General features: G+C 69.6%; 23 protein-coding genes and 1 riboswitch. Of the genes, 9 read left to right on the forward strand and 14 right to left on the reverse strand.

Annotation, left to right across the window (positions count from 1 at the left end; translation table 11 throughout):
* Nucleotides 1-47: 47 nt before the first annotated feature.
* The 5 genes from LH076_RS07020 to cobN are packed head-to-tail and all read right to left on the reverse strand — an operon-like array spanning nucleotide 48 to nucleotide 7,110.
* A complete protein-coding gene (locus LH076_RS07020) occupies nucleotides 48-569 on the reverse strand; it encodes a bifunctional adenosylcobinamide kinase/adenosylcobinamide-phosphate guanylyltransferase (RefSeq protein ID WP_227783270.1) in 522 nt (173 codons plus the stop codon).
* Nucleotides 566-1,291 carry a cobalt-precorrin-6A reductase gene (locus LH076_RS07025; protein ID WP_227783271.1) on the reverse strand — a complete coding sequence of 242 codons (726 nt, stop codon included), beginning with the start codon at nucleotides 1,289-1,291 and terminating at the stop codon, nucleotides 566-568. The genes LH076_RS07020 and LH076_RS07025 overlap by 4 nt, the downstream gene beginning before the upstream one ends.
* A complete protein-coding gene (locus tag LH076_RS07030; protein WP_227783272.1) occupies nucleotides 1,288-2,766 on the reverse strand; it encodes a cobyric acid synthase in 1,479 nt (492 codons plus the stop codon). The genes LH076_RS07025 and LH076_RS07030 overlap by 4 nt, the downstream gene beginning before the upstream one ends.
* A complete protein-coding gene (gene cobF, locus LH076_RS07035; RefSeq protein WP_227783273.1) occupies nucleotides 2,766-3,482 on the reverse strand; it encodes a precorrin-6A synthase (deacetylating) in 717 nt (238 codons plus the stop codon). The genes LH076_RS07030 and cobF overlap by 1 nt, the downstream gene beginning before the upstream one ends.
* Nucleotides 3,483-3,489: 7 nt before the next feature.
* Nucleotides 3,490-7,110: a cobaltochelatase subunit CobN gene (cobN, locus tag LH076_RS07040; RefSeq protein WP_227783274.1), complete on the reverse strand. Its 3,621-nt coding sequence runs from the start codon at nucleotides 7,108-7,110 to the stop codon at nucleotides 3,490-3,492.
* 34 nt (nucleotides 7,111-7,144) lie between these two features.
* Nucleotides 7,145-7,290, reverse strand: a riboswitch (cobalamin riboswitch).
* Here cobN and LH076_RS07045 point away from each other — a divergent pair.
* The 5 genes from LH076_RS07045 (at nucleotide 7,287) to LH076_RS07065 (ending at nucleotide 14,547) form a co-directional block, all read left to right on the forward strand.
* Nucleotides 7,287-7,865, forward strand: coding sequence for a histidine phosphatase family protein (locus LH076_RS07045; protein ID WP_227783275.1), 579 nt, complete (start codon nucleotides 7,287-7,289; stop codon nucleotides 7,863-7,865). Its footprint overlaps the riboswitch before it by 4 nt.
* Nucleotides 7,866-7,869: 4 nt before the next feature.
* Nucleotides 7,870-8,628, forward strand: coding sequence for a uroporphyrinogen-III C-methyltransferase (cobA, locus tag LH076_RS07050; protein WP_227783276.1), 759 nt, complete (start codon nucleotides 7,870-7,872; stop codon nucleotides 8,626-8,628).
* 262 nt (nucleotides 8,629-8,890) lie between these two features.
* Complete coding sequence (gene mobF, locus LH076_RS07055) at nucleotides 8,891-12,535, forward strand: MobF family relaxase (RefSeq protein WP_227783277.1); 3,645 nt, start codon at nucleotides 8,891-8,893, stop codon at nucleotides 12,533-12,535.
* 550 nt (nucleotides 12,536-13,085) lie between these two features.
* Entirely contained in the window at nucleotides 13,086-13,454 is a 369-nt protein-coding gene (locus LH076_RS07060) for a hypothetical protein (protein ID WP_227783278.1), read from the forward strand.
* Nucleotides 13,455-13,458: 4 nt separating this feature from the next.
* Nucleotides 13,459-14,547 (forward strand): tyrosine-type recombinase/integrase, encoded by a 1,089-nt coding sequence (locus LH076_RS07065; protein ID WP_227783279.1) that lies wholly within the window; start codon nucleotides 13,459-13,461, stop codon nucleotides 14,545-14,547.
* On the opposite strand, the gene LH076_RS07070 is transcribed toward LH076_RS07065, so the two are convergent.
* The 7 genes from LH076_RS07070 to lipB all read right to left on the reverse strand — a co-directional run bounded on the left by LH076_RS07070 (nucleotide 14,508) and on the right by lipB (nucleotide 19,644).
* Entirely contained in the window at nucleotides 14,508-14,936 is a 429-nt protein-coding gene (locus LH076_RS07070; protein WP_227783280.1) for a type II toxin-antitoxin system VapC family toxin, read from the reverse strand. The genes LH076_RS07065 and LH076_RS07070 overlap by 40 nt on opposite strands.
* Nucleotides 14,933-15,160, reverse strand: coding sequence for a hypothetical protein (locus LH076_RS07075; RefSeq protein ID WP_227783281.1), 228 nt, complete (start codon nucleotides 15,158-15,160; stop codon nucleotides 14,933-14,935). Before LH076_RS07075 ends, LH076_RS07070 begins: the two co-directional genes overlap by 4 nt.
* A gap of 167 nt (nucleotides 15,161-15,327) precedes the next feature.
* The gene (glnA, locus tag LH076_RS07080) at nucleotides 15,328-16,749 is read right to left on the reverse strand and encodes a type I glutamate--ammonia ligase (RefSeq protein ID WP_227783282.1); all 1,422 of its coding nucleotides are present in this window, start codon (nucleotides 16,747-16,749) and stop codon (nucleotides 15,328-15,330) included.
* 72 nt (nucleotides 16,750-16,821) lie between these two features.
* Nucleotides 16,822-17,253: an RDD family protein gene (locus LH076_RS07085; protein ID WP_227783283.1), complete on the reverse strand. Its 432-nt coding sequence runs from the start codon at nucleotides 17,251-17,253 to the stop codon at nucleotides 16,822-16,824.
* Complete coding sequence (locus LH076_RS07090) at nucleotides 17,250-17,957, reverse strand: DUF4191 domain-containing protein (RefSeq protein WP_227783284.1); 708 nt, start codon at nucleotides 17,955-17,957, stop codon at nucleotides 17,250-17,252. The genes LH076_RS07085 and LH076_RS07090 overlap by 4 nt, the downstream gene beginning before the upstream one ends.
* 29 nt (nucleotides 17,958-17,986) lie before the next feature.
* Nucleotides 17,987-18,886, reverse strand: a complete 900-nt coding sequence (gene lipA, locus LH076_RS07095) for a lipoyl synthase (RefSeq protein WP_227783592.1) — start codon at nucleotides 18,884-18,886, stop codon at nucleotides 17,987-17,989.
* Between the two features lie 32 nt (nucleotides 18,887-18,918).
* A complete protein-coding gene (gene lipB, locus LH076_RS07100) occupies nucleotides 18,919-19,644 on the reverse strand; it encodes a lipoyl(octanoyl) transferase LipB (protein ID WP_227783285.1) in 726 nt (241 codons plus the stop codon).
* Nucleotides 19,645-19,708: 64 nt separating this feature from the next.
* On the opposite strand from lipB, the gene LH076_RS07105 reads away from it, so the two are divergent.
* A complete protein-coding gene (locus LH076_RS07105) occupies nucleotides 19,709-20,212 on the forward strand; it encodes a hypothetical protein (protein ID WP_227783286.1) in 504 nt (167 codons plus the stop codon).
* A gap of 9 nt (nucleotides 20,213-20,221) precedes the next feature.
* On the opposite strand, the gene sucB is transcribed toward LH076_RS07105, so the two are convergent.
* Together sucB and LH076_RS07115 are read right to left on the reverse strand one after the other, a co-directional pair.
* On the reverse strand, nucleotides 20,222-21,952 hold the full coding sequence (gene sucB / locus LH076_RS07110) for a 2-oxoglutarate dehydrogenase, E2 component, dihydrolipoamide succinyltransferase (RefSeq protein WP_227783287.1): 1,731 nt from the start codon (nucleotides 21,950-21,952) through the stop codon (nucleotides 20,222-20,224).
* 86 nt (nucleotides 21,953-22,038) lie between these two features.
* Nucleotides 22,039-23,526, reverse strand: a complete 1,488-nt coding sequence (locus LH076_RS07115) for a leucyl aminopeptidase (protein WP_227783288.1) — start codon at nucleotides 23,524-23,526, stop codon at nucleotides 22,039-22,041.
* A gap of 42 nt (nucleotides 23,527-23,568) precedes the next feature.
* On the opposite strand from LH076_RS07115, the gene gcvT reads away from it, so the two are divergent.
* Genes gcvT through LH076_RS07130 form a run of 3 tightly spaced genes read left to right on the forward strand, consistent with a single transcriptional unit; the run spans nucleotide 23,569 to nucleotide 26,260 of the window.
* Nucleotides 23,569-24,681 carry a glycine cleavage system aminomethyltransferase GcvT gene (gene gcvT, locus LH076_RS07120; protein ID WP_227783289.1) on the forward strand — a complete coding sequence of 371 codons (1,113 nt, stop codon included), beginning with the start codon at nucleotides 23,569-23,571 and terminating at the stop codon, nucleotides 24,679-24,681.
* Nucleotides 24,681-24,905: a hypothetical protein gene (locus tag LH076_RS07125; protein WP_227783290.1), complete on the forward strand. Its 225-nt coding sequence runs from the start codon at nucleotides 24,681-24,683 to the stop codon at nucleotides 24,903-24,905. Before gcvT ends, LH076_RS07125 begins: the two co-directional genes overlap by 1 nt.
* Before the next feature lie 2 nt (nucleotides 24,906-24,907).
* Nucleotides 24,908-26,260, forward strand: a complete 1,353-nt coding sequence (locus LH076_RS07130) for an NCS2 family permease (RefSeq protein WP_227783291.1) — start codon at nucleotides 24,908-24,910, stop codon at nucleotides 26,258-26,260.
* Nucleotides 26,261-26,266 lie beyond the last annotated feature (6 nt).

Consider the following 26,266-nt stretch of genomic DNA (forward strand, 5'->3'; position numbering starts at 1 on the left):
AGCCCATGTGCCACACATGGCTCCGCTACGACGTCGCAGAGGGACATCTAGAGGAGGACGACGCGGCCTGCGACGACCAGATGGACCTCGTCGCAGGCTGCGGCCACCTCCTGGTTGACCATGCCGAGCAGGTCGCGGAAGAGCCGGCCGGACCGGTGGGACGGCACGACTCCGAGGCCGACCTCGTTGGTGACGAGGACCGTCCGTTCGCCCTGATCGCGTACGCGAAGGACGTCGGCGGCGTCGCGGACCTCTCGCTCGATCACGCGGGTCGCCTCGGCCGAGGACACCTCCCACAGATCGCGCTCGTCGAGTACGGCCGTGAGCCAGGTGCCGAGGCAGTCGACGATGAGGTCGCCGTCGGTCCTCGCCAGGACGCCGACGAGATCGTGCGACTCGATCGTTGTCCAGTTCGCCGAGCGCCGGGCTTGATGGACGGCGACGCGCTCTGCCCAGTCCGCATCGTCGTACGTCGGCCCGGGAGCGAGGTAGGTGGCCGGCCCCGGCAGGAGCGACTCGGCGTGCCGGGACTTGCCCGACCGCACGCCTCCGGTGACCAGGACCCTCACGACAGACCCCTCACCCAGGCGAGTGCCTCGTCGACCGAGTGCACGGTCGGGACGCCCGCGGGCGCTGCCGGGCGACGTACGACGACGACGGCGGCGCCGAGCTCGGCGGCGGCCTGCATCTTGGGCCACGTGAAGGTGCCGCCGGAGTCCTTGGTGACGACGACGTCACTCCCGTGGCGACGCATCAGCTCCAGCTCGCCGTCGAGGGTGTAGGGGCCACGGCTGGTGATCAGCTCCCAGGACGGTGGAAGGTCGAGGTCGGGGACGTCGACGACGCGCGCCGTCGCGGCGCGGGCGCCCAGAGCCGGGATGAAGCGAGCCAGCTCCTGGCGGCCGACGGTGAGGAAGGGGCGCTCGCCAAGGTCCGCCGCCAGCGCGGCGGCCTCTTCGTGGGTGGCGGTGTAGTGCCAGGTCGGATCAGGTGCCCAGCCGGGCCTCTCCAGGCGGAGGAGCGGGCGGCCCTCGGCAGAGCACGCGGCCACGGCGTTCGCGCTCATTCCCATCGCGAAGGGGTGGGTCGCGTCGACCACCGCGTCGTACTCGCTCAGTGCGGCGCGCAGACCCTCGACACCGCCGAAGCCGCCGATGCGTACCGGGCCGACGGGAAGTCGAGGTCGGGCCACGCGTCCTGCCAGCGAGCTGGTGACGTCGATGCTCTCGTCAACCAGGTAGCCGGCGAGATCGCGGGCCTCGCTGGTGCCACCGAGCAGCAGAAGCCTCATCCCGCACCTCCGGGCGGCAGGATCGGCGGGTCGTCTGAGGCACCCGTGCGGGCGAGGGCAAGCAGGGCGTCGACGTCGAGGTGCTTCTCGACCAGGTCGCCGAGCAGGTCGAGACGTCGCTCCCGCGCGTCGGGGAACGAGATAGTCGACGGCGTGAGGCCGAGGGCCTCGGCTAGAAACGCGCGGCGCAGCTCGTCGCCCTCCAGGCTGCCGTGCCACATGGTGCCGAAGACATTGCCGTTGCGTGCACCGCCAAGGAACGGCTCGCCGGAGCCGACGGTGATGCGTCCATGGTGGATCTCGTAGCCGTGGGCAGCGACGCCGAACGCGTCACCGGACGGCAGTCGCAGGTTCTTCTCGGACTCGAAGTCGGTGCGGACGTCGAGCAGCCCGAGCCCGTCGACCGTGACGCCGCTCGCGCCTTCGACGCCTTCGGGGTCGGCAATCACGTGGCCGAGCATCTGGAAGCCTCCGCAGATCCCCAGCAGCGGGCGTTCGCGGCGGGCGTGGTCGAGGATCGCGGCATCGAGGCCGCGGGAGCGAAGCCAGGCCAGGTCGGAGATCGTCGAGCGGGTGCCGGGCATGACGATCAGGTCGGCATCGGCGAGCTCGCGCGCGTCGGCGGCGAACACGACATCGAGGTCGGGCTCGAGTCCCAGGGCGTCGGCATCGGTGAAGTTGCTGATCCGCGGGAGTCGGATGACCGCGACCTTCCGCGCGCCGTCGGACTGCGCGCGCCGGCCGTCGAGGTCGAGCGCGTCCTCGGAGTCGAGCCACAGGCTCGGGTCCCACGGCAGTACGCCGTAGACGCGCCGTCCGGTCAGGCGCTCCAACGAGTCCAGGCCCGGCGCGAGAAGCGAGGAGTCACCGCGGAACTTGTTGACCACGAAGCCTGCGATGAGCCGCTGGTCCTCAGGTGCGAGTAGCGCGACCGTGCCGTACATCGCCGCGAAGACTCCGCCACGGTCGATGTCTCCCACCACCACCGTTGGCAATGAGGCATGGCGAGCCAGGCCCATGTTGACGTAGTCGCCCGCGCGGAGATTGATCTCGGTCGGGCTCCCTGCGCCCTCCGCGACGATTACGTCGAACCGCGAGGCGAGGTCGTCGTACGCCGCGTGGGCGGCCTTGGCGAGGTGCCGTCGACCGTCCTGCCAGTCGGCGGAGGAGACCTCACCGGCAGGGTGGCCCATCAGGACGACGTGGCTGCGCCGGTCGCTGCCCGGCTTGAGCAGGACAGGGTTCATCGCCGGCTCCGGCGTGACACCGGCGGCGAGTGCTTGCACCCACTGGGCGCGGCCGATCTCGGCTGTCGTGCCGTCAGGCGCGGCGCAGACCATCGAGTTGTTTGACATGTTCTGCGCCTTGTATGGCGCCACCCGGATGCCGCGCCGCGCGAGCGCGCGGCACAGGCCCGTCGTGACGACCGACTTGCCCGCGTCCGAGGTCGTGCCTGCCACCAACAGTCCCGCCATCAGGGCGCCCGCAACAGGTAGACGTCCATCACCCAGCCGGCCGACTCCTTGGCTCGCTGCCGAGCCTTCTCGACGTCGCCTGCAACCGCGCCGACGCGGCCTGAGACCAGCTCTTCGGAGTCGGTGCCGAGGTTGGCGCCCCACCAGATCGACCAGTCGTCGAGCCCGTCCAGATCGAGGGTGCCGGTGAGCATCACGCAAAGGTTCGTCTGACCGGTCGCGATGTCGTCTCGAAGCCGTCGCGCGGTGGTGACGTGCACCGGCTGCCCGACGGGGTGCAGCACGATCCGGTGCCGAGCGGCGAGGATCTGCGGCGCGCTGATGCCCGGCAGGACGTCGTACTCCATCGGCAACCGTCCGGCGAGCTGCTCGACGACGCGGATCGTGGAGTCGTAGAGCGACGGGTCGCCCCACACCAGGAAGGCGGCCGTGCCCTCCCGCTCGCGCAGGACGCTCTCGTACGCAGACACCCTCGCCTCGTGCCAGTCCCTGACCGCCTTGCCGTAGTCGGTGGGATCGGCCCGGTCACGCTCGGGATCCGGCACCGAAATCACCTCGACGCCGTACGCCTCGGCGATCGCCCGTCGGGCCGCGAGCAGCCCGTCGTCGCCGGACTTCTCGGCGGCGATCACGTAGTCACACGACCGCAGCGCGTTCGCCACCTCAGGCGTCACGTGCTGCGGCCCCATTCCGACGCCTAGGATCCAGACCTTCACCGACCGATCACGCCTCGATGCCGTCTTCCAGGTCGCCCTCGACGTCGAGGTAGACCTGCTGCATGGCGGCGAGGGTCTCGGCGTCCGGCTCGGCCCACAGTCCGCGGTCGGCGGCCTCGTGGAGCCGCTCGACGATGCCGCGCAGCGCCCACGGGTTCGACTTCTTCAGGAACTCCTGGTTGGTCTCGTCCAGGACGTACTCACTCGCGAGCTTCTCGTACATCCAGTCGTGCACGACGCCCGCCGTGGCGTCGAAGCCGAAGAGATAGTCGACGGTCGCGGCCAGCTCGAAGGCGCCCTTGTAGCCGTGCCGCTGCATGGCCGCGATCCAACGTGGGTTCACCACGCGGGCGCGGAACACGCGGGCGGTCTCCTCGGACAGGGTCCGGGTGCGGATCGCATCGGGGCTGGTCGAGTCACCGACGTACGCCTTCGGGTCGGACCCGGTGAGTGCGCGCACCGTGGCGACCATGCCGCCGTGGTACTGGAAGTAGTCGTCGGAGTCGGCGATGTCGTGCTCGGCGGAGTCGACGTTCTTGGCCGCGACCTTGATCCGGCGGTAGTTGGAGCGCATGTCGTCCGCGGCGGGTACGCCGTCGAGCTCGCGGCCGTAGGCGAATCCGCCCCAGGCCGTGTAGACCTCGGCGAGATCCTCGTCGGAGCGCCACGTGCCCGACTCGATGACCTGGAGGATGCCGGCACCGTAGGAGCCGGGCTTGGAACCGAAGATCCGGGTGGACGCGCGTCGGGCGTCGCCGTGCTCGGCGAGGTCGGCCTGATAGTTCACCCTGACGAAGTTCTGCTCGGCGGGCTCGTCCAGCCCGGCGACCATCTTCACGGCGTCGTCGAGCATCGCGACGACGTGCGGGAAGGCGTCGCGGAAGAAGCCGGAGATGCGCACGGTGACATCGATCCGCGGTCGCGCCAGCTCGTCCAGCGGCACGACGTGCAGTCGGCTCACTCGACGGGACGCCTCGTCCCACTCGGGACGGACGCCGAGCAGTGCGAGCACCTCGGCCACGTCGTCGCCGCTCGTGCGCATGGCCGACGTGCCCCACACCGAGAGGCCCACCGAGGTCGGGTAGTCGCCGGTCTCCTCGACGTACTTCTCGACGAGCGAGTCGGCCATCGCCTGACCGGTCTCCCATGCGAGACGGGACGGCACCGCGCGCGGGTCGACGGTGTAGAAGTTGCGGCCGGTGGGCAGCACGTTGACCAGGCCGCGCAGCGGCGATCCGCTCGGTCCGGCGGGAACGAAGCCGCCGTCGAGCGCGTGCAGTACGGCGTCGAGCTCGTCGGTCGTGCGAGCGAGTCGCGGCACCACCTGCTCGGCGGCGAAGGTCAGGACCTGCTGGACGGCGGGGTCGTCGTGGAGATCCGGCGCGATGGAGGCGTCCCAGCCGGCGGCCTCCATCCGCTCGATCAGCTCACGTGCGCGGGTCTCGGCCTCGTCGACGGCGCTGAGATCGGCGCCGTCCTTGAGGCCCAGTGCGGCACGGAGGCCGGGCACGGCGTTGCCCACGCCGCCCCAGACCTGCGCGGCGCGCAGGATCGAGAGCACGAGGTTGACCCGCGCCTCGCCGCTCGGCGCTGCGCCGAGCACATGAAGGCCGTCGCGGATCTGCGCATCCTTGATCTCGCACAGCCAGCCGTCGACGTGGAGCAGGAAGTCGTCGAACTCCTCGTCCTCCGGACGCTCGTCCAGTCCGAGGTCGCGGTGCAGCTCGGCCGCGTGCATCAGCTGCCAGATCTCGCCCCGGATGGCCGGCAGCTTGGCCGGGTCCATCGCCGAGATCTTGTCGTACTCCTCCAGGAGACCTTCCAGTCGGGCGATGTCGCCGTAGGACTCCGCCCGGGCCATCGGTGGAACGAGGTGGTCGACGATCGTGGCATGCGCGCGGCGCTTGGCCTGTGCGCCCTCGCCAGGGTCGTTCACGAGGAAGGGATAGATCAGCGGCATCGAGCCGATCGCGGCGTCCGGGCCGCACGACGCCGAGAGCGCGGCGGTCTTGCCGGGCAGCCATTCCATCGAGCCGTGCTTGCCGAGGTGGATGACTGCATGAGCCTCGAAACCACCCTTGTCCTTCGGGGCTTCCAGCCAGCGGTAGGCACCGAGGTAGTGATGGGACGGCGGCAGGTCGGGGTCGTGGTAGATCGCGACCGGGTTCTCGCCGAACCCCCGTGGCGGCTGGATCAGGATGACCACGTTGCCGGCACGGAGCGTGGCGAGCACCAGCTCGCCGTCGTCGTTGACGAAGAGGGACCCGGGCGAGGCACCCCACTTCTCGACCATCGTCTCGCGCAGGTCTTCGGGAAGGTCGGCCCTCCACGCGTCGTACTCCGCCTTCGAGATGCGGACGTGGGCGTCGGTGAGCTGTGCCGAGGTCAGCCACTCCTCGTCCTGCCCGCCGGCGGCGATCAGGGCGTGGATGAGGGCATCGCCGGCCTCGGTGTCGTCGTCGAGATCGAGCAGCGGCAGCACCACGCTGGGAGTGGACGCAGTGTCGGTGCCGAGGTCGTAGCCGGCGTCGCGCAGTCGGCGCAGCAGCCGGATCGCGGAGACGGGCGTGTCGAGACCGACCGCGTTGCCGATCCGGGCGTGCTTGGTGGGGTAGGCCGAGAGGACGAGCGCGAGTCGCTTCTCGGCGTTGGCGGTACGCCGGAGCCGGGCGTGGTTGGCCGCCAGGCGCGCGACGCGGCCCGCCCGCTCGGGGTCGGCGACGTAGTGCGGCAGACCCTGGTCGTCGATCTCCTTGAACGAGAACGGGCCTGCGCTGATCCGGCCGTCGAACTCGGGGATCGCGATCTGGCTGGCGTAGTCCAACGGGCTGACCCCGTCGTCGGAGGCCTCCCACTCGGCGCGGCTGTTCGTCAGGCACAGCCCCTGAAGCACGGGGATGTCGAGGGCAGCCATGCGCTCGACGTCCCACGCCTCGTCGTCCCCGCCGGCGCTCGCCGTGGCCGGCACCGAGCCGCCGGCGGCCAGCACGGTGACGACGAGTGCGTCGAGAGCGCCGAGTGCCTCGTAGAGGTCGTCGGGCGCCGACCGGAGAGACCCAGCGAAGATCGGTACGCCGACGGCATGACCTGTCGCGTCGATCGCATCGGCGAGGGCGTGGGCGAAGTCGGTGTTCCCGCTGGCCTGATGTGCGCGGTAATAGAGGACGCCGACTCGCGGGAGGGCCGCGTCGCTGGCGGTCGGGCGGTCGGCGTACCCCCATGTCGGGATCGTGGCCGGGGGCTCGAAGCCCTCACCGGTGAGCAGGACCGTGTCGGAAAGGAAGGCGTGGAGCTGGGTCAGGTTGGCGGGGCCGCCCTCGGCGAGGTAGCGATGCGCCTCGGCCGCCACGCCCATCGGCACGGTCGACAGCTCCATCAGCTCCGCGCTCGGCTGCTGCTCGCCGCCGAGGATCACCAGTGGTGTCCCGTCCTCACGCACCGCTGAAAGACCGGACCAGAGGTCGTGCGGCGACCCGAGGAGACGTACGACGACCAGGTCGGCGTTCGCGGTGGCGGCGGCCAGGTCCGCGTCGCTGGCCCGGCTCGGGTTGGCCCAGACAAAGTCGGCCTCGCTCGCGCGTGCGGACAGCAGGTCGGTGTCGGACGTGGACAACAGGGCGATGCGCACGGCGCGCTCCTCCTCCGGGGTTCTCGCCCCGTCGATCGGTCGGATAGACCCACGCGGAGTGTCTGGCTTCGTCTCCCTCGGACTGAGGGGAGACATCACAGTGGCGGAACCGCCCCGGAGTCGAACCGGGTTCCTGCCTCGCGGGAATGGGGCCAGCGTACGGGAGAATGCGCGCCATGACGCACCCGGTCTACCTCGTCCGCCACGGGCAGTCGGAGTGGAACGTCCTGCGCCTGACGCAGGGACAGACGCCCCACCCGAGGCTCACCGAACTCGGCAGGGAGCAGGCCGAGTCGGCGGCCCGGCTGATCGCCGACGATCTTGTAGCCGAAGGCGGGTCGGTGAAGCTCATCGTGACTAGCGACCTGGTCCGTGCCGTGGAGACGGCCGAGATCGTCGCTGCACAGCTCGGAGGCGTTATCGCCCACGACGTACGCCTCCGCGAGCAGGGACTCGGCGATCTGGAGGGACGCGGGTACGACGAGACCTGGTCTGCGGCCGAGGCGTTCGACTGGAGCGACCCGACGCTGCCGATCGCGGGCGGGGAATCGCTGATGGATGTCTACGACCGGATGGCCGCTGCTCTCGCTGACCTCGGCTCCCACGGCGTCACGGTTGTGGTCTCGCATGGGGACGCGATCCGCGCTGCGATCGCTCACCTGAACGGAGTCAAGCCACACGAGGCCGACTGGGTCGAGGTGCCCAACGGTGCGGTGGCCCGAATCGACGGAGGGGTCGCCTGGCTTGGACAATGAAGCCATGCCCGGCGCCACCTTCACTCTCGAACCTGCCGACTTCGTCGGCGTGACGCTCGTCGGCGGCGGCCCCGGAGACGCCGACCTCATCACGGTTGCGGGTCTCAAAGCGCTCCTCGCCGCGGACGTCGTCATCACCGACCGGCTCGCGCCGCGAGAGCTGCTGGCGGACCTGCCGCCGACCGTCGAGCTGATCGACGTTGCGAAGGTGCCCCGTAGCCGGTTCACCGCCCAGGAGGACATCAACGGTCTCCTGATCGACCGTGCGCATCAGGGCAAACGTGTGGTGCGGCTCAAGGGCGGCGACAACTACGTCTTCGGCCGCGGCTTCGAAGAAGTCCTCGCACTCCAGGAGGCCGGCGTTCCCGTCCGCGTGATCCCCGGCCTGTCCTCGTCGATCGCCGTGCCAGCGCTCGCCGGCATCCCCGTCACCCATCGTGGTGTCGTCCACGAGTTCACCGTCATCTCCGGCCACATCCCACCCGGCCATCCAGACAGCCTCGTCGACTGGTCCGCCGTCGCGCGGATGCGCGGCACCGTCGTCCTCCTGATGGCGGTGGAGAATGCCGTCGCGATCGCCGAGGCCCTCGTCGCCGGCGGCCGCTCGACCGATCTGCCCGCCGCGGTCGTCGCGGACGGATCGCTTCCGACCGAGCGCGTCGTCCGCACAACCCTCGGTCACCTCGGCAAGGCGATCGAGGCGGAGGGGATCCGCCCGCCGGCGATCATCGTGATCGGCGTGGTCGCCAGCCTCGGCCACTGACGACCCACCTCGACCGCCCGCTTCCCGACTGTTCAACGGCAACCAACCACTGCCGTCGACATCCCTGTTTCCGCAGGTCAGACATCCTGCGACACGCAGCTCACACCCTTGTTCAGAGCTCGGCACGCATGCTACGAAGGTTCGTAGATGGGTCGCCCGACGGGGCGGCCCACGAGTCATTTTCGGGACAGTCGTTGATTGTTGTTGGCTCTCGTAGTCAGCTTCTGCGACGGCGCCAAGGGGACCGCTCGGGGTGGTCGGGATGCATGGCGGGGTCAAGTTCTATCGGGGCTCAGCGAAGGCAGCGCGCGCCTACGTCGAGTCCGACCATTCCCGTGCTGATGACTACTACCTGGCCGAGGGCAGCGGGCTGGCGATCCGCTACGTCGCCGAGCCCGGCTCAGCGCCCCGGAACGCCGGCGACCTCGACGCCGGTGGCTATGAGCGGTGGGTCGCCGGGATCGACGTCGAGTCCGGGCTGCCGAAGGGGCGGGTGCGGGAGGACGCGAACGCGTTGCGGTTCGTCGAGGTCACCGTCAACGGCCCGAAGACGTGGTCGCTGGCCGCGGCGTTGCATCCGGAGATCTCGGCGGCGCTGGATGCGGCGCAGGGCCGGGCGGCGGAGCAGATCATCGCGTGGACGGCCGAGCATGCGACGACCCGCGTTGGCCCCCGGGGCGGGCAGGTGCAGGTCCCGGTGACGCAGGTCGAGGCGGCGGTGATCCGGCACTACACCTCGCGTGCGGGTGATCCGCACCGGCACCTCCATCTTCAGATCAATGCGCGGGTGTTCGCCGAGGGGAAGTGGCGCGGCCTGCACTCGGTCGGGTTCCGCGACATGGTCGCGGCGATCAACGGCATCGGGCACGCCGCGGTCGCCACCGATCCCGAGTTCCGGGCCGCACTCGCGGCGCACGGCTTCACGATGGACTCGGCTGATGGCGAGTTGACCGAGTTGACGCCGTACGTTGGCAGATTCTCCGCGCGTGCGGCGCAGATCGGCCGCAACATCGCCCGCTACGAGGCCGAGTGGCGGGCCGCTCATCCGGGCGAGGAGCCCGGCCCGAGGCTGCGTCAGACCTGGGACCGTCACGCCTGGGCGGACGCCCGCCCCGACAAGCCACGGACCTCCGAACAGGACCTTCCGGTCGATGGTGCGGCCATGGTGTCGGCCTGGAACCACGTGCTCCACGACCTGGGATACCGCGACCCCGCTCAGATCGGTCTCCCGCTGGCACCCGCCGGTCCGTCGGTTGCGGCGCTGGACCGCGATGGTGCGGCGGAGCTGGTGATCTCCCGGCTCGGTGCGGCACGGTCGGCATGGAATCCGGCCGACATCCGCGGGGGTGTCGAGGAATGGATCGCCGCCACCGGGCTAGTCGTTGACGGGGCGGTGCGGATCGAGCTGGCTGAGGACGTCACCGCCCGCGCGGTCTCCTTGTGCGTCCCGCTGCTGAGGACGTCGGGTGTGCCCGAGCACATCCGGACACTCACCTCGCCGCACGTGCTGGCGGTCGAGGCCGAGATCGTGGCCGCATTGGTCGACCGCGCCGCCGGCCCGTCGGAGCCGGCCCTGCTCACGACCTTGCGCGCGAGTCTGGACGAGACGCAGCGGGAGGCGGTCGCCATGCTCGCCGGCAACGCTCGGCTCGTCGTGATCGAAGGCGCCGCTGGTGCGGGCAAGACCACGGCACTCGCGGCAGTCGGTGGAGAGCTGGCACGGCAAGGACAGCGGATGGTGGTCGTGACGCCGACGTTGAAGGCGGCCCAGGTCGCCGAGCGCGAGACCGGCGCACGGGCGGGTTCGGCGGCGGCGTTCGTACGTGAACATGGCTGGACGTGGGACGAGGACGGGCACTGGTCCCACGCTCCGGCGGCGCGGGCCACATCTGGACTGGGGCATGGGGATCTGTTGTTGGTCGACGAGGCCGGGATGCTCGACCAGGACACAGCCCGCGCCCTCCTCGCCGTCGCAGACCAGGCCGGTGCACGTGTGGCTCTCATCGGGGACCGGCACCAGCTCCCCGCGGTCGGCCGCGGGGGTGTCCTCGATCTCGCTGCACGCTGGGCAGCACCGAAGGCCGTGGTCGATCTGGATGTGATCCACCGGTTCGCCGATCCGGAGTACGCCGCGATCTCGCTCGCGATGCGCACCGGTGAGCGACTTGGTGAGCAGTCTGGTGAGGCCGGTGGTGAGGTATTCGACGCTTTGTGGCGGCGTGGGCAGATCCGGCTCCACGCCACCGAGGTCGAGCGCGTGCAGGCGATCGCGGCCGAGACAGCCGACCTGATCGCTGGCGGCAACGGGGCGTTGCGTGAGAGCGGGGTGGTGATGGCCGACAGCCTCGCCCAAGTCGCGGCCCTCAACGGCGCGATCCGCGACCGGCTCGTCGCGCTCGGACACATCGACAACAGCCGCACCGTCGTCACCGACAGCGGAGAGCGGATCGGCGTCGGTGACCGGGTCGCGACCCGCCGCAACGACACCGACCTCGGTGTCGCTAACCGCGACACCTGGACCGTCACCGACATCGGCAAGGACGGCTCCCTGACCCTGGCTCCCGCCTCGGACCGCCGTGCCACCGGCAGGGGCTCGGGGCAGACGCGAGTAGTGCCGGGGGCCTATGTCCGCGCTCAGGTTGAGCTGGCCTACGCGACCACCGTCTATGGCGCGCAGGGAGAGACGACCAGCACGGGGCACATGCTCGTCGGCGACACCACCAGCGGGTCGGCGGCGTACGTCGGCATGACCCGTGGACGCGACCAGAACATCGCGCACCTCGTGGCCGAGGACCTTGACGACGCACGGGCGATCTGGAACAGCGTGATGGATCGCGATCGTGCCGACCTGGGACCCGCGCACGCCGCCCGGGCCGCGGCTGAGGAACTGGACCGTTACGCACCCCAACGGCCACTGCGGGTCATGCTCAACCGACTGTCGGCGGCGTGGACGAAGGAGGCCGACCTGACCGAGAAGCACGCTCGGCTCGACCGCATGCGGGAGCAGATCGAGGCCGTCACCGCGATCCACGACAGGTATCGGCCGCAACTCGACGAGTCCCGCCACGTCGAGCGCCGCGCCCACGAGCGATGGGAGGCCGCGCATATGCGTGCCCGCGACCTGGAGAGCACGATCGACGTCGAGCAGCGCGACGTCACCACCAGCCTTTCCCGAAGCTGGCGTAACGAACTTTCGGCGGCCTACCGTGCCGCGGCGGTCGTCAGCGAGGGCAGCGGTCCATGGGGGCCGCTGGGGAAGCGAAGCGGCCGAGTCCGTCAAGCACGCGACGAACTGGCGACATGGGCGAGCCGCTGGCAGCCACTCCTTCCCGACCTCGACCTACATAGCCTCGACGCCGGCCAAGGCGCCCACGTCCTGCGTCATCTCGACGAGAGCCGCGTCCGCGATGCGATCATCAGGTACGCAGCCGATGCCGTCGCAGCCGCGCATCCTGAACATGACGCCGTGGCTCGCGAGGTCCACGAAGCAGAAGCGAGCATCAAGGCCGCCGAGCAGCATCGCGCAGATCTCGCGGGCCGCTATGCGGCCGCCCTCGAGCCCCACCGGCGCCTCGCGCACGTCCGCGATCCAGCCGGCCTGCTCGCGGAGACCCAGCGCGACCTCGACACCACCACCCGCCAACTCGGCGGGGCCACCGAGCAGGTCCAGCGACTCACCCGCGCCCCGGAGATCCGAAGCCTCCCGATCGGCCACCTCGATGCCGTACACGAGCAATGGCAGGCCGACCGCACCACGGCCCAGCAGGAGCAGGCAGCAGAGGCCGCCGCACGGCGCCGGGCAGCTGCCCAGGCGCGCACGGTCGAGGAGGCGGCGCGGCGCCGACTCGTGGGCCCCGATCCCGCACGCGCGTCCGAGCGCAAGCCCGGCCCCGGTCTCGGGTTCTAAGAACCTGACCGCATCGAGGTCCGATCCGCAGGCCGGCACGTTGCAACTCCCAGCTTGAGCACCGACACGCCTCACAGACCTTACGGGGCGTTGGCAGGCGCGGTCTGCGGAGAAATCTTCGAACTTTCGGGGGAACGCCCGCTGACCTGCGCAAACATCCCGCCCGTCGCGGCGTACCCCCAACGTTCCCCCTGCCGTACGGGCGCTGGGGGTACGAATCCGGTAACGCTGCCGCCACATGCTGGGATGCCCGGCGCACCTCGTTGGTGTCCGAGGGCCGCAGAGAGGGCGAATCCGATGTCGTCGACCATCAAATTCTTCACCTTGAGGACGGGCGGGGCCGTCACGCGGCTGACCTGCACTGACGCCTTGCACCTGTCCCAGAGCACATCGGGACGGGCGCAGGGCGGCGCGCCCGGGACGGGCAATTTTTGGTGCTCTCTCTGAGGACAGTGAGAAACCACCACGACCAGCAAGGTCCACTCGCCGCCGTCCAGGCGGTTGCAGGCAGAAGTAGCCACCCATCTCAACACACCACCAGGAGAACGCTATGAGCAATCACGCCGACCAAGCCGACCGCGCCGACCGCAACGACCGCAACGACCGCGACACCGAAAGCCTCGACCCGGCGGAGTGCGTCCGCCGCCTCACAGTCGGGGACCAGATCCTCTACCTCGACGAAGCCGCTGCCTTCGTCCGCAAGCCCGAAGGCACCATGCGCTACTACCGCCACCTCGGGATCGGTCCCCGCAGCTTCCGCCACGGCCGCCGTGTCGCGTACTGGAAGACCGACCTCATCCTCTGGCTCACCTCGGAGTCGACGAGTCCGCGGGGACGCGACAACGGTGCCCACGCGCACGCCCGTCCACAGGCCGGCCGGTCGCAGGCCCAGAATCGTCGGACCCGCGAGGGAGGATGAGGCTATGGCCGGAAACATCGCGAAGCGACCGAATGGGAAGTGGCGGGCGCGCTACCGCGACGACGCGGGCAACGAGCATGCGCGCCACTTTGAGCGGAAGGTCGATGCCCAGCAGTGGATCGACGAGCAGACCTCCCGGCTCCTCACGGGCACCCACGTCGCCCCTCGTCACGCGCGACTGACAGTGGGGGAGTGGTGCGACACGTGGCTGGAGGGCTACCGCGGCAACCGTGACTCCACCGTCCGGCAGGCTGAGACACACATCAAGCGGATCAAGGACGGCTTCGGCGTGATGTTGCTCGGCTCGGTCCGACCGTCGCATGTCCGGACCTGGTGTGCCCAGTTGGCGGCCGAGGGATTGGAGAGTTCCTACGTCTACGCCCTCCACTCGCGTCTCGCGCAGGTCTTCGCCGACGCCGTCCACGACGGCCTGGTGGCGAAGTCCCCGTGCTCGCGGCGTACGTCGCCTGCGGCGGGCAAGCAGCGACCCTACGTCTGCACCACCGAGCAGATGTGGGCGTTGCACGATGCGCTGCCGGAGCGGCTGCGGGCAGCGGTGCTCCTTGGCGCGTTCGCCGGCCTGCGTGACGCCGAGGTCTGCGGCCTGCGCGTCGACGACATCGACTTCATGCGCGGGATCATCAACCCTGCCGTGCAACACCCGGCGGCGCCCTTGAAGACCGAGGCGGCGCGAACGGCGTTGCCGATCCCGCAGAGCCTCGCGCTCGCCCTTTCAGCACACGTCGCGGAGTGGTCTGCCGGAGGCTTCATCCTCGTGAACGAGTGGGGCGACCAACTTGCACCCTGGACCTTGCAGCGAGCCATGCGGACCGCCCGAGCCAAGGTGCCCGGGCTCCCGCCCGGGTTCCGCTTCCACGATCTCCGGCACTACCTCGCCAGCATGCTCATCGCCAGCGGCGCCGACGTGAAGGTCGTCCAAGCCCGCCTGCGGCACGCATCGGCGAAGACCACACTCGATACCTACGCCCACCTGTGGCCCGACTCCGACGAGTCGACCCGCACCGCCATCGCCGCAGTGATGCAGGCGCGCGCTCAGAGCCGCTCAGGGAACAACGAGAACGCCTCGACGTGACGAGGACGTACGGCCGTGAAGTGTCGTCGGTCGAGCGTGGCGATCTCGGTGATGCCGAGTCGCTCGGCGAGCGCGATCACGGAGGCGTCTGTGGTGCCGAGTGGGAGGTCGTCGTACTGCCCGACCAACTCCGCCATTCGAGAGTAGTCGGTTGGCGTCAGGTCCACGGCCGTGAAGTCCCGCTGTCCAAGCGCGCGTAGGAATGCCGTCTCTGCTCGGGTGCCGCCGAGCTTCTCCAGCATGAAGCCGACTTCGGCGGCGACTGTTGCTGGCACGAGGAGCCTGCGGCGTGCGAGCCGGAGACCGGTGAACATCTCGACGCACGGATGATTCGCTGGTTGCTTCCGGATGGCTGCAGCGATCAACGGTCCGCTGTCGACAAGGATCACAGGGAATCGCGGCCGAAGCCGTACGCCGCCAGGTAGAGGTCGACGTTTTGAGCGGCGTCAGTCGGCGTGTCGGAACCGTCGATGATGTTGAAGAACTCCGGCGGCCACTGGCTCGCCGGGTCGACAACCGCGAGCCGGCCGCGCAACTCAGCGACCACCTGCTCGACCTCGTCCTCGGGGAGGGAGTCGATCAGGTGGTGCAGCTCGTCGCGGCTCTCGGACATGGCGCCAGTCTAGGCGATTGCACCGATCGTCGAACGGAGCCGGTTGTCGCGTGCCGTCATTGGTCGGCAACGAACGTCGTGCGGACTCGTTGCGGACTGAGGCGAACAAACCGACCCCTGATTCTGCGTTTCCGCAGGCCAGGGGCCGGTTTGCTAGGCGGTATGGCCTAGATGTCGTAGTAGAGCTCGAACTCGTGCGGGTGCGGGCGCAGCTGCACGGGGAGGATCTCGTTGTTGCGCTTGTAGTCGATCCACATCTCGATCAGGTCCTCGGTGAACACGTCACCGACGGTGAGGAAGTCGTGGTCGGCCTCGAGCGCGTCGAGCACGGCGTTGAGCGAGGTCGGGACCTGGGCGATCTCGGCCTTCTCGTCCGGCGGGAGCTCGTAGATGTCCTTGTCGATCGGCGCGGGCGGCTCGATCTTGTTCTTGATGCCGTCGATGCCGGCGAGCAGCAGGGCGGAGAACGCGAGGTACGGGTTGGACGACGGGTCCGGGAAGCGGGTCTCGATGCGCTTCGCCTTCGGGTTCGTGCCCGTGATCGGGATACGAACGGCCGCGGAGCGGTTGCGCGAGGAGTAGACCAGCGAGATCGGGGCCTCGAAGCCCGGCACCAGGCGGTGGTAGGAGTTCACCGTCGGGTTGGTGAACGCGAGCACCGAGGCGGCGTGCTTCAGGATGCCGCCGATGTACCAGCGCGCCATGTCCGAGAGACCGCCGTAGCCGGCCTCGTCGTAGAAGAGCGGCTCGCCCTCGTTCCAGATGGACTGGTGGACGTGCATGCCCGAGCCGTTGTCGCCGAAGAGCGGCTTCGGCATGAAGGTGACCGACTTCCCGGCCTCCCACGCGACGTTGCGGACGATGTACTTGAACTTCATGATGTCGTCCGCCGCCTTGAGCAGCGTGTCGAACTTGTAGTTGATCTCTGCTTGGGCAGCGGTGCCGACCTCGTGGTGGGCGCGCTCGACGAGCAGACCCGACTCCTCGAGGGCCTTGACCATGTCGTCACGCAGGTCCTGCGTGCCGTCGGTCGGCGTCACCGGGAAGTAACCGCCCTTGGTGCGGACCTGGTAGCCGCGGTTGGCGGTGCCGTCCGGGTTGGTGTCGGCGCCGGTGTTCCAGACGCCCTCGGCCGAGTCGATCTCGTAGAACGAGTGGTTCATGCCGGTGGAGAACTTCACCTTGTCGAAGATGAAGAACTCGGCCTCGGGGGCGAAGAACGCGGTGTCGCCGATGCCGGTGCTCTCGAGGTAGGCCAGCGCCTTGCGCGCGATGTTGCGCGGGTCGCGGGAGTAGGCCTCGCCCGTGATCGGGTCGTGGACGAAGTAGAGGAGCGCGAGGGTCTTCGACTTGCGGAACGGGTCGACGTACGCCGTCGAGACGTCCGGGTAGAGCGCCATGTCGGACTCGTGGATCGACTGGAAGCCACGGATCGAGGAGCCGTCGAAGGCCATCGGGTCGAGGTTGAACGACGACACCGGCACCGTCAGGTGCTGCTGGATGCCGGGAAGGTCGACGAAGCGCACGTCGACGAACTCGACGCCCTCGTCCTTGATGAACTTGAGAAGCTCATCGCCAGTGCTGAACATGCGTCCTCCATGCTGGGTCGGAAATCGTTCCGCACGCTACTCGGGGCGTGTTTCAGGGAGGTAACAGGGTCTCTACGAACGACTACGTGATGCCTGAGAAGTTCCCGCGAGCTGCCGCCACGTCTCCAGCGTCACGGTCGCCGAGCCGACGGCCAGGTCGTGCAGGCCGCGCCCGTCCGGCTTGAAGATCAGCGGCGGTACGACGACGGCGACCAGGATCTGCCGCGCGAGTGCGCCCACGAGGTTGATCGGACGCGGATCACCACTGACCCGGACGGTCCGCAACCGGGTCGCGATCTTCCCGAAGCTGCCCCCGGCGAGCGCGGAGAAGAGCGCCGTCTCCAGCACGAAGACGATCAGCACGTAGAACTGCTCGGGGCCGCCCTGGTCGGCGTACGCACTCCATCCGACGAAGAGGACGACCACCAGGGTCGAAGCGATCCAGTCGACGAAGAGCGCGAGGATCCGCCGCGCCCAACCGGCCGTCGCGAAGGCGGGGTTCACCGGCCGCGGAGGTTGGAGCGCTGACCCTTCATCGACGTCGGGACCGGGCCCTTGGGAAGCGGCACCTTGCCCTGCACCGCGTCGAGGGCCTTGACCCGGTTGAGGATGTCGGTGATGTCGGCACCACGGACGTTGCGGCCGAGCTTCATCACGGTCTTGGTGAGCTTGGGCAGCGGGACCTGGCCCTCGCCGTTGCCGACGATCAGCTCGTGCACCGGTACGTCGACCACGACCCGCTCGTGCTTGCGGCGCTGGTCCGCGAGGAGCTGCTTGATCCGTGCCGGGCTGGTGCCCTCACCGATCAGGACGATGCCCGGAGGGCCCACGACGCGGTGGACGAGGTCCTGGTTCTTGTTGAACGCGACGGCGGGCTCGGTCTTCCAACCGCGGCGCAGCATGTTGAGTGCACCTGCGGCGGCACCGGGCTGGCCCTCGATCCGCGAGTAGGCGGCGGCCTGCGCACGACGGCCGAAGACGATGAGCGCGAGCAGGATGCCGCCGAGCAGTGCGCCGACGACCGTGAAGACGGTGCCGATGATGCCCCGGCCGGGCAGGAGCCAGAAGAGGCCACCGCCGATGACGGCACCCACGACGAAGGAGAGCAGCAGCCAGAGCGCGATCTTCGGGTCGGCGGACTTCGTGATCCGGTAGGACTCGACGATCTGCTGGCGCCGCGACATCTGGGTCGGGTCAAGCTGGGACATGCTCACACTCTTCTAACAGTCAGGATTGATCAGGAGACGCGGGCGTCGAGCGCCTGACGATACAGGCGGCCGGCGCGGTAGGACGAACGGACCAACGGCCCCGACAGCACGCCGGCGAAGCCGATCTCCTCGGCCTCGGCCTGGAGCTCGACGAACTCCTCGGGCTTCACCCAGCGCTCGATCGGGTGGTGGCGGACGCTCGGGCGGAGGTACTGCGTGATCGTGACGATCTCGCAGCCGGCGTCGTACAGGTCCTGCAGCGCGGACGAGACCTCCTCGCGGGTCTCGCCCATGCCGAGGATGAGGTTGGACTTCGTGACCAGGCCGAAGGCACGGGCCTGCGTGATCACGTCGAGCGAGCGCTCGTAGCGGAACGCCGGGCGGATCCGCTTGAAGATCCGCGGGACGGTCTCGAGGTTGTGCGCGAGCACCTCGGGCCGGGCCTCGAAGACCTCGGCGAGCAGCGTCGGGTTGGCGTGGAAGTCGGGGATGAGGTTCTCGACGCCCGTGCCGGGGTTGAGCTCGTGGATGGCACGGACGGTCTCGGCGTACAGCCAGGCACCCTCGTCGGGGAGGTCGTCGCGGGCGACGCCGGTGATGGTGGCGTACTTCAGGCCCATGGTCTGGACGGACTCGGCCACGCGGCGCGGCTCATCGCGGTCCAGCGGCGACGGCTTGCCCGTGTCGATCTGGCAGAAGTCACAGCGCCGGGTGCACTGGTCGCCACCGATGAGGAAGGTGGCCTCCTTGTCCTCCCAGCACTCGAAGATGTTGGGGCAGCCCGCCTCCTGGCAGACCGTGTGGAGCCCCTCGGACTTCACCAGCTTCTGCAGCGCGGTGTACTCCGGACCCATCTTCGCCCGGGTCTTGATCCACTCGGGCTTCTTCTCGATCGGGGTCTCGGCATTGCGGACCTCGAGTCGGAGCATCTTGCGGCCCTCAGGAGCAATCGTCACAGGGATCAGCCTACGTTCGCCGGAGTGAGGAGCTGGATTCGGGGAGCGTGCTTGGGCTCGGGCTTCGGGGCGTAGTCCGGCGTCGCCTCGTACGGCTCCCACGCCAGGTAGCGCTGGAACTCCTCGACGAGCACCGGCTGTACGTCGGCGACGGTGAGGTCGCGCCCGGCCTCGGCGCTCAGCGTGGTGACGCCGGCATCGGCGATGCCGCACGGCACGAAGCGGTCGTACCACGCCAGATCCACGTCGCAGTTGAGGGCGATGCCGTGCATCGTCACGCCCTGGCTGACGCGCAGGCCGATCGCGGCGACCTTGCGCTCGGGGCCCTTCTCGTCCTCGCGGAGCCAGACGCCGGAGCGGCCGGGGACCCGCGCGGTGGTCACGCCGAAGCGGGCACAGGTGCGGATCATCGCCTCCTCGAGGCGACGCACGAAGTCGACGACCTTCACGTGCTCGGGCAGGTGCACGATCGGGTAGGCCACGAGCTGTCCCGGGCCGTGGAAGGTGATCTTGCCGCCGCGGTCGACGTCGATGACCGGCGCGCCGCCGGAGTCGAGCGGTCGCTCGTGCGGGTCGGTGCGCTTTCCTGCGGTGTAGACCGGCGGGTGCTCGAGCAGCAGCACGGTGTCGTCCTGCTCGAGGGCGACGACGCGCTCATGCACCTGCTTCTGCAGTTCCCACGCCTCGAGATAGTCGATCGTCCCGATCTCGTCGAACCGCAGCTTCGTCACGTGCTCAATCTACGCCTGTGGATAACGCAGGCGGCGATCAGCTTCCGCAGCGTAGAACTGGCGCATGACTCGGGTTCGGATGTGGCCGATGCTGGCGCTGGGAGCGGTGATCGGACTGGGCGTGGTGCTGCTCTGGCCGTCGCCGTCCTCACGCCCGGCCGAGGTCGGGCAGCCGCCGGCCGTCGTACGACCGGAGAGGGCGGCGGCGCAGATCCTGCGGCTGTGGGACCGCGAGCGTTCCGAGGCCTGGGCGATGGGCGACGCCGCCGCCCTCCGGAACCTGTACGCCGACGGCGTCTCGGCCGGCCGGGCCGATGTCACGATGCTCGCTCGATGGGCCGCGCGCGGGCTCAGGGTCGAGGGTCTCTCGATGCAGGTGCTCTCGCTCGCGGTGCTCGATCACGGAGCGGGTTGGTGGCGACTGAAGGTCACCGACCGGGTCTCGGGGGCCGACGTCGTCGGTCCGGGGGACGAGACCGAAATGCCGCCAGGTGCCGTCCGGACTCGCGTGTTGGAGCTGCGCGAGCAGGACGGCACCTGGCGGATGCAGTCGGTCAGGCCGGCCTAGGCCATCGACTCAGACGTCGAAGACTCCGGCCTCGAGGCGCTTCTTCACGTCCTGGAGGAAGCGACCGGCGTCGGCGCCGTCCACCAGCCGGTGGTCGTAGGTGAGCGCGATGTTGACCATGTAGCGGATCGCGATCGTCTCGCCGAGCTCGGCGTCGTCGATGACGACCGGGCGCTTCACGACGGCACCCGGACCGAGGATGGCGACCTGCGGCTGGTTGATGATCGGCGTGTCGAAGAGCGCGCCGAACGAGCCGAGGTTGGTGATCGTGAAGGTGCCGCCGGAGAGCTCGTCGGGCTTGATCTTGTTGGTGCGGGTGCGCTCGGCGACGTCGGCGATCTTCTTGGCGAGACCGGCGATCGAGAGGTCACCGGCGTCCTTGACGACCGGCGTGAGCAGGCCGCGCTCGGTGTCCACGGCGAAGGCGATGTTCTCGCGGTCGAAGTAGGTGACCGTGCCCGCCTCGGTGTCGATGTTGGCGTTGAGCTTCGGGTGGGCCTTGAGGGTGTCGATCGCGGCCTTGGCGAAGAACGGCAGGTAGGTGAGCTTGACGCCCTCGGCGGCCTGGAAGGCACCCTTCTTCGCGTCGCGGAGACGGGCGATGTTGGTGACGTCCACCTCCATCACCTGCGTGAGCTGGGCCGACGTCTGCAGAGAGCCGACCATGCGCTCGGCGATGACCTTGCGCAGGCGGGAGAGCGGCTCCGTCGTGCCACGCAGCGGCGACGGCGTGACAGCCGGCGCGGCCTTGTCGGACGGCGAGGACGGAGCAGCGGCCACGGGCGCGGCGGCAGGAGCCTCGGGAGCCGGGGCGGGCTTGGCGGCCTCGAGGACGTCCTCCTTGCGGATCCGGCCACCGACGCCGGTGCCCTTCACCGACGCGAGGTCGACGCCGTGCTCGGCGGCGAGCTTGCGGACGAGCGGGGTGACGTAGCCCGGGGCGTCGCCGCCCGAGGAGGCGGGAGCCGCTGGAGCCGGCGTGGGAGCGGCCGTCGGAGCAGCAGGAGCCTCGGGCGCAGCCGGCTCGGGAGTGGCGGGCGCGGCAGTCGGTTCAGGGGCAGCGGGAGCGGCCGGAGCCTCAGGGGCAGCGGGGGCCGCAGGAGCGGCAGGAGCCGCGGCGGCGGACGAGTCACCGACGACGGCGAGGACGGCGCCGACCTCGACGGTCTCGTCCTCGGCGACCTTGATCTCGAGCAGCGTGCCGGCGACCGGCGAGGGGATCTCGGTGTCGACCTTGTCGGTCGAGACCTCGAGGAGCGCCTCGTCGACGGCGACGGAGTCACCGACCTGCTTGAGCCAGCGGGTGACGGTGCCCTCGGTGACGGACTCGCCGAGCGCGGGGAGCGTGACGTCGGTGCCCGACGTACCTCCGGAGGTGGCGGGAGCCGCCGGAGCGGACGGCTCCTCGGGAGCGGACGGCGTCGGCTCGGCCTCGGCGGCCGGGGCAGCCTCCTCCTGAGCGGGGGCGGCGGGCGCCTCGGCCGGAGCAGCGGAAGCCTCGTCGTCGGCGCCGATGACGGCGAGGACGGCACCGACCTCGACGGTGTCGTCCTCGGCGGCGCGGATCTCCAGGATCACACCGGCCACGGGCGAGGGGATCTCGGTGTCGACCTTGTCGGTCGAGACCTCGAGCAGAGCCTCATCGACTGCAACGGTGTCGCCCACCTGCTTGAGCCATCGGGTGACGGTGCCTTCGGTGACAGATTCGCCGAGTGCCGGGAGGGTGACTTCGGTGGCCATGGAGTTCCTTCAGTTCGCGGGGTGGTGCGTCCGGGTCAATCTTTGCACCACTGCTCTATCAGTAGCGATGCGGGTTCTGGGTGTTGTCAGGCGTTCCGGAGAGCGGAATTTCGGGCGAACTCGACGAGTGTCGCCAGCGCTGCTCCGGTGCCTCCGGGAAGGAGGTGCCCCGACGGAGCGCCGCCATGCCAGGAAGGTCCGGCGATGTCCAGATGGGCCCACGGCATGCCGGCCGTGAACTCCTGCAGGAAGGCGGCGGCGTAGAGCCCGCCGCCCCAGCGGATCCAGTCGTGCTGCGCGAGATCGGCGACCTTGCTGGAGTGCACGCGCTCGACGATCGCCTCTGGGATCGGCATCGGCCACATGTCCTCGCCGGCCCCCTCGGCGGCCGAAAGCACCTCGGCGACGACCTCCTCGACGCCCATCACGCCGGTGATCCGATCGCCGAGCGCGACGACCATCGCGCCGGTCAGCGTGGCCACGTCGAGGATGACGTCGGGCTGCACCTCCGTGGCCCGGACGAGTGCGTCGGCGAGGATGAGCCGGCCCTCGGCGTCGGTGTTGGAGACCTCGACGGTGGTGCCGCCGTAGATCCGCAGGATGTCACCGGGGCGCATCGCCTGACCGGAGACCATGTTCTCGGCCATCGGCGCGAAGACGCTGACCTTGACCGGGAGTTCGAGCTGGGCGATGACGAGCAGGGCCTGCACGACGGTGGCGGCACCGGCCATGTCGGACTTCATCGTGCTCATGCCACTGCCGGGCTTGATCGTGTAACCGCCGGTGTCGAAGGTGATGCCCTTCCCGACGAGCGCGAGGTGGGCCACCGGCTTGGCGGGGGAGTAGACGAGCTCGACCAGGCGCGGTGGCGCGTCCGAGCCGTTGCCGACGCCGAGGATGCCGCCGCAGCCGATCTCGGCCAAGGCGTTCTCGTCGTGGACGGTGACCTTCACTCGTCTGATTCCACGCGCGGCCGCGACGACCTTCTCGGCGAAGACCGGCGGTGTGAGGTCGGCAGGAGGCGTGTTGACCCAGTCGCGCACGGTGGCGACGGCGGCCGCGATGACCTGGGCGTCGTCGAACGCCTGCTGCACCTCGGGCCTGCGTGCGGCGCTGGACAGAAGGGTCACGGTGGCGGGGCCGCCCTCGCTCTCGTTGCCCTTCTTGTACGTCGTGAAGGAGTAGCCGCCCAGAAGGTGACCCTCGACGATCGCGCTCACGAGCTGGGCCGAGTCGGCCGGCAGTGCGAGGGCGACGGAGGTGGCGTTGGGGACTGCGCGGGCCGCGGCACCGGCAGCACGACGTACGGAGGCGGCGTCGGCCTCCTTGCCGAGACCGACCACGACCAGCAGGGACGTCGAGAGCTCATCGCCGACCGGGATGCGGGTGACCTCGCCGGCCTTGCCGCTGACGCCGAGGGTGGCCAGGAGCGGGCGCAGTTTGCGGCCGAAGGCCGCGGTGACGTCCTCGGCGCCGGGCGCGAGTTCGGGACCCTTCTTGCCCTGGAGCACTCCGACGACCACGGCCTCGGCGCGGGTCTTGGCGGGACTGGCATTGCGCAATGCGTAGGTCACCCGGGCAAGGCTACTGGCCGCGGATTCGGATAGGTTCGCGCCATGCTGCTGCAGTCGCCGCTCCACGATCGCCATGTCGCCCTGGGGGCGAAGTTCGCCGAGTTCGGTGGCTGGGAGATGCCCATCGAGTACGCCGGCGCCGGCGTGATCAAGGAGCACACGGCCGTCCGCGAGGCGGTCGGGATCTTCGACGTCAGCCACCTCGGCAAGGCGATGGTGACCGGCCCCGGCGCCGCTGACTTCGTCAACAGCACGCTCTCCAACGACCTGCGTCGGATCAGTCCCGGCCAGGCGCAGTACACGCTCTGCCTGGACGACGCGACCGGCGGCATCGTGGACGACCTGATCGTCTACTTCCACGACGAGGAGCACATCCTCCTCGTCCCCAACGCCGCCAACACGACCGAGGTCGTACGCCGCCTCGCCGAGGCTGCGCATGAGGGCATCACGGTCAGGAACCTCCACCAGGACTACGCCGTCATCGCGGTCCAGGGACCGAAGTCCGACGAGACGCTCGCGGCGATCGGCTTTCCGGTCGGTCACGACTACATGTCGTTCGTGGAGGCGCCCTTCGAGGGAGCCGCCGGCGAGCTCGAGGTCGTCGTATGCCGGACCGGCTACACCGGCGAGCGCGGCTACGAGCTCATCGCGAAGAACGAGATCGCCGCTGAACTGTGGGACAGGATCGTGGCTGCGGGCGCGGAGTTCGGCCTGCTGGCCTGCGGGCTCGGCTCGCGCGACACGCTGCGCACCGAGATGGGCTACCCGCTGCACGGCCAGGACATCTCGCTGGACACCACGCCCAACGAGGGCGGCATCGGCTGGGCGGTCGGCTGGAAGAAGCCGGCCTTCTGGGGCCGCTCGGTCGTCGTCACGGAGAAGGAGGCCGGCCCTAAGCGCGTCCTGCGAGGCATCGTCGCGGTCGGCCGCGGCATCCCGCGGTCCCACCAGCAGGCCTTCCTCTCCGAGCACGTCGCCGTCGGCGAGGTCACCTCCGGCACCTTCTCGCCCACACTCAAGAAGGGGATCGGCATGGCGCTCGTCTCGACCGTGGTGAACCCCGAGGCCCAGATCACCGTGGACGTCCGCGGTCGACGCGAGATCTTCCAGGTGACGAAGCCGCCCTTCGTCGAGTCCCACGTGCGGGAGGCATGATGAGCGAGACCAACGGCGCCTGGACATGGCGCCTCGAAGACACCTCCGGAACGGTCGTCCCCGTTTCCGAGGAGTACGCCGACCAGCACTTCGCCTCGCAGGGCGATGCCGAGTCCTGGGTCGGGGAGTTCTGGCGCGAGCTCGCCGAGCAGGGCGTCGTCGCCGTCACGCTCTTCGAGCTCGACCGGCAGGTCTACGGCCCCATGCGGCTGGATACCAACTGAGCATGGATCGTTTCTTCCGCGTTACAGACCGAGGCAGCACCATCGGGACGGAGGTCATCGCGGGCGTCGTCACGTTCGCCACGATGGCCTACATCCTCGTGGTCAACCCGAGCATCCTCGGCGCCCTGCCCGACTCGGCCGGCACCACGCTCGACCACACCCAGCTCGTCACGGTCACCGCGCTCGTCGCCGGTGTGCTGACGATCGCGATGGGCCTGATCGCGAACGTCCCGATGGCACTGGCCGCGGGGCTCGGTGTCAACGCCTTCGTGGCCTACACGCTCGTCGGCGGCCGGGGCCTGACCTGGCCCGAGGCGATGGGCGTCATCGTCATCGAGGGCGTCGTGATGCTCGTGCTGGTCCTCGTCGGACTGCGCGAGGCGATCATGGACGCGATCCCGGATGCGCTCAAGCGGGCCATCGCCGGCGGCATCGGCCTCTTCATCGCGCTGATCGGTCTCGTCGACGGCGGCATCGTCGAGCACCCCAAGGACGGCGGCACGATCGTCGCTCTCTCCTCTGGCTTCTCGTCCTGGAACACCGTCGTCTTCATCGTCGCCCTCGCGGTGATGGCGGTCCTGATGGCGTGGCGGGTTCCGGGTGCGCTGCTCATCGGCATCGTGGCCGCGACAGTCGTCGGACTGGTCGTGAACGCGGCCGCTGACGGCACTCCGGTCGCGGGCGCCGTACTGCCGGACGCTCCGGCCGCGGCGCCGGACTTCTCCCTCGTGGGCGACATCAACTTCAACGTCTTCGACGTCGTCGGCGTGGGCGCTGCGCTGGCCCTGATCGTCACGGTGCTGATGGCCAACTTCTTCGACGCGATGGGCACAGCGCTGGCCATCGGCCGTGAGGCTCGGCTGACCGACGAGGCCGGCCAGCTGCCGCAGATGCGCCGCGTCCTGCTGGTCGAGTCGGCCGGTGCGATCGCCGGTGGTGGCGCCTCGGCGTCCTCGAACACGATCTTCGTCGAGAGCACGGCAGGCGCGGCCCAGGGCGGTCGCACCGGCCTGGCGAACATCGTCACCGGTGTGCTCTTCCTGCTGGCGATGTTCTTCGCCCCGCTGGCCACGATGATCCCGTCGGCCGCGACCGGCCCGGCGCTCGTTGTCGTCGGCTCACTGATGATCGCCCAAGTGGCCGCCATCGACTGGCAGGACGTCGGTGTCGGCGTCCCGGCCTTCGCCACGCTCGCCCTGATGCCGTTCACCTACTCGATCGCGAACGGCGTCGGAGCGGGCATGATCCTCTACGTTCTCATTGCCCTCGCCCGCGGTCGCTGGCGCACGATCCACCCGCTGCTCGCCCTCGTCGCTGCGGTCTTCGTCTGGTACTTCGTCCGCGGGCCGATCTGAGCCGGC

Origin of the sequence: Nocardioides sp. Kera G14 (genome assembly GCF_020715565.1) — a bacterium.
Classification (GTDB): domain Bacteria; phylum Actinomycetota; class Actinomycetes; order Propionibacteriales; family Nocardioidaceae; genus Nocardioides.

What these genes read in the sequence shown, in the direction of transcription:
- LH076_RS07125 (WP_227783290.1), top strand. Translation starts at nt 24,681, where the DNA reads ATGAGCGAGACCAACGGCGCCTGGACATGGCGCCTCGAAGACACCTCC.
- LH076_RS07045 (WP_227783275.1), top strand. Translation starts at nt 7,287, where the DNA reads ATGACGCACCCGGTCTACCTCGTCCGCCACGGGCAGTCGGAGTGGAAC.
- gcvT (WP_227783289.1), top strand. Translation starts at nt 23,569, where the DNA reads ATGCTGCTGCAGTCGCCGCTCCACGATCGCCATGTCGCCCTGGGGGCG.
- sucB (WP_227783287.1), bottom strand. Translation starts at nt 21,952, where the DNA reads ATGGCCACCGAAGTCACCCTCCCGGCACTCGGCGAATCTGTCACCGAA.
- mobF (WP_227783277.1), top strand. Translation starts at nt 8,891, where the DNA reads ATGCATGGCGGGGTCAAGTTCTATCGGGGCTCAGCGAAGGCAGCGCGC.
- LH076_RS07090 (WP_227783284.1), bottom strand. Translation starts at nt 17,957, where the DNA reads ATGTCCCAGCTTGACCCGACCCAGATGTCGCGGCGCCAGCAGATCGTC.
- cobA (WP_227783276.1), top strand. Translation starts at nt 7,870, where the DNA reads ATGCCCGGCGCCACCTTCACTCTCGAACCTGCCGACTTCGTCGGCGTG.
- glnA (WP_227783282.1), bottom strand. Translation starts at nt 16,749, where the DNA reads ATGTTCAGCACTGGCGATGAGCTTCTCAAGTTCATCAAGGACGAGGGC.
- LH076_RS07105 (WP_227783286.1), top strand. Translation starts at nt 19,709, where the DNA reads ATGACTCGGGTTCGGATGTGGCCGATGCTGGCGCTGGGAGCGGTGATC.
- LH076_RS07075 (WP_227783281.1), bottom strand. Translation starts at nt 15,160, where the DNA reads ATGTCCGAGAGCCGCGACGAGCTGCACCACCTGATCGACTCCCTCCCC.
- lipA (WP_227783592.1), bottom strand. Translation starts at nt 18,886, where the DNA reads ATGCTCCGACTCGAGGTCCGCAATGCCGAGACCCCGATCGAGAAGAAG.
- LH076_RS07025 (WP_227783271.1), bottom strand. Translation starts at nt 1,291, where the DNA reads ATGAGGCTTCTGCTGCTCGGTGGCACCAGCGAGGCCCGCGATCTCGCC.
- LH076_RS07060 (WP_227783278.1), top strand. Translation starts at nt 13,086, where the DNA reads ATGAGCAATCACGCCGACCAAGCCGACCGCGCCGACCGCAACGACCGC.
- LH076_RS07065 (WP_227783279.1), top strand. Translation starts at nt 13,459, where the DNA reads ATGGCCGGAAACATCGCGAAGCGACCGAATGGGAAGTGGCGGGCGCGC.
- LH076_RS07130 (WP_227783291.1), top strand. Translation starts at nt 24,908, where the DNA reads ATGGATCGTTTCTTCCGCGTTACAGACCGAGGCAGCACCATCGGGACG.
- LH076_RS07030 (WP_227783272.1), bottom strand. Translation starts at nt 2,766, where the DNA reads ATGGCGGGACTGTTGGTGGCAGGCACGACCTCGGACGCGGGCAAGTCG.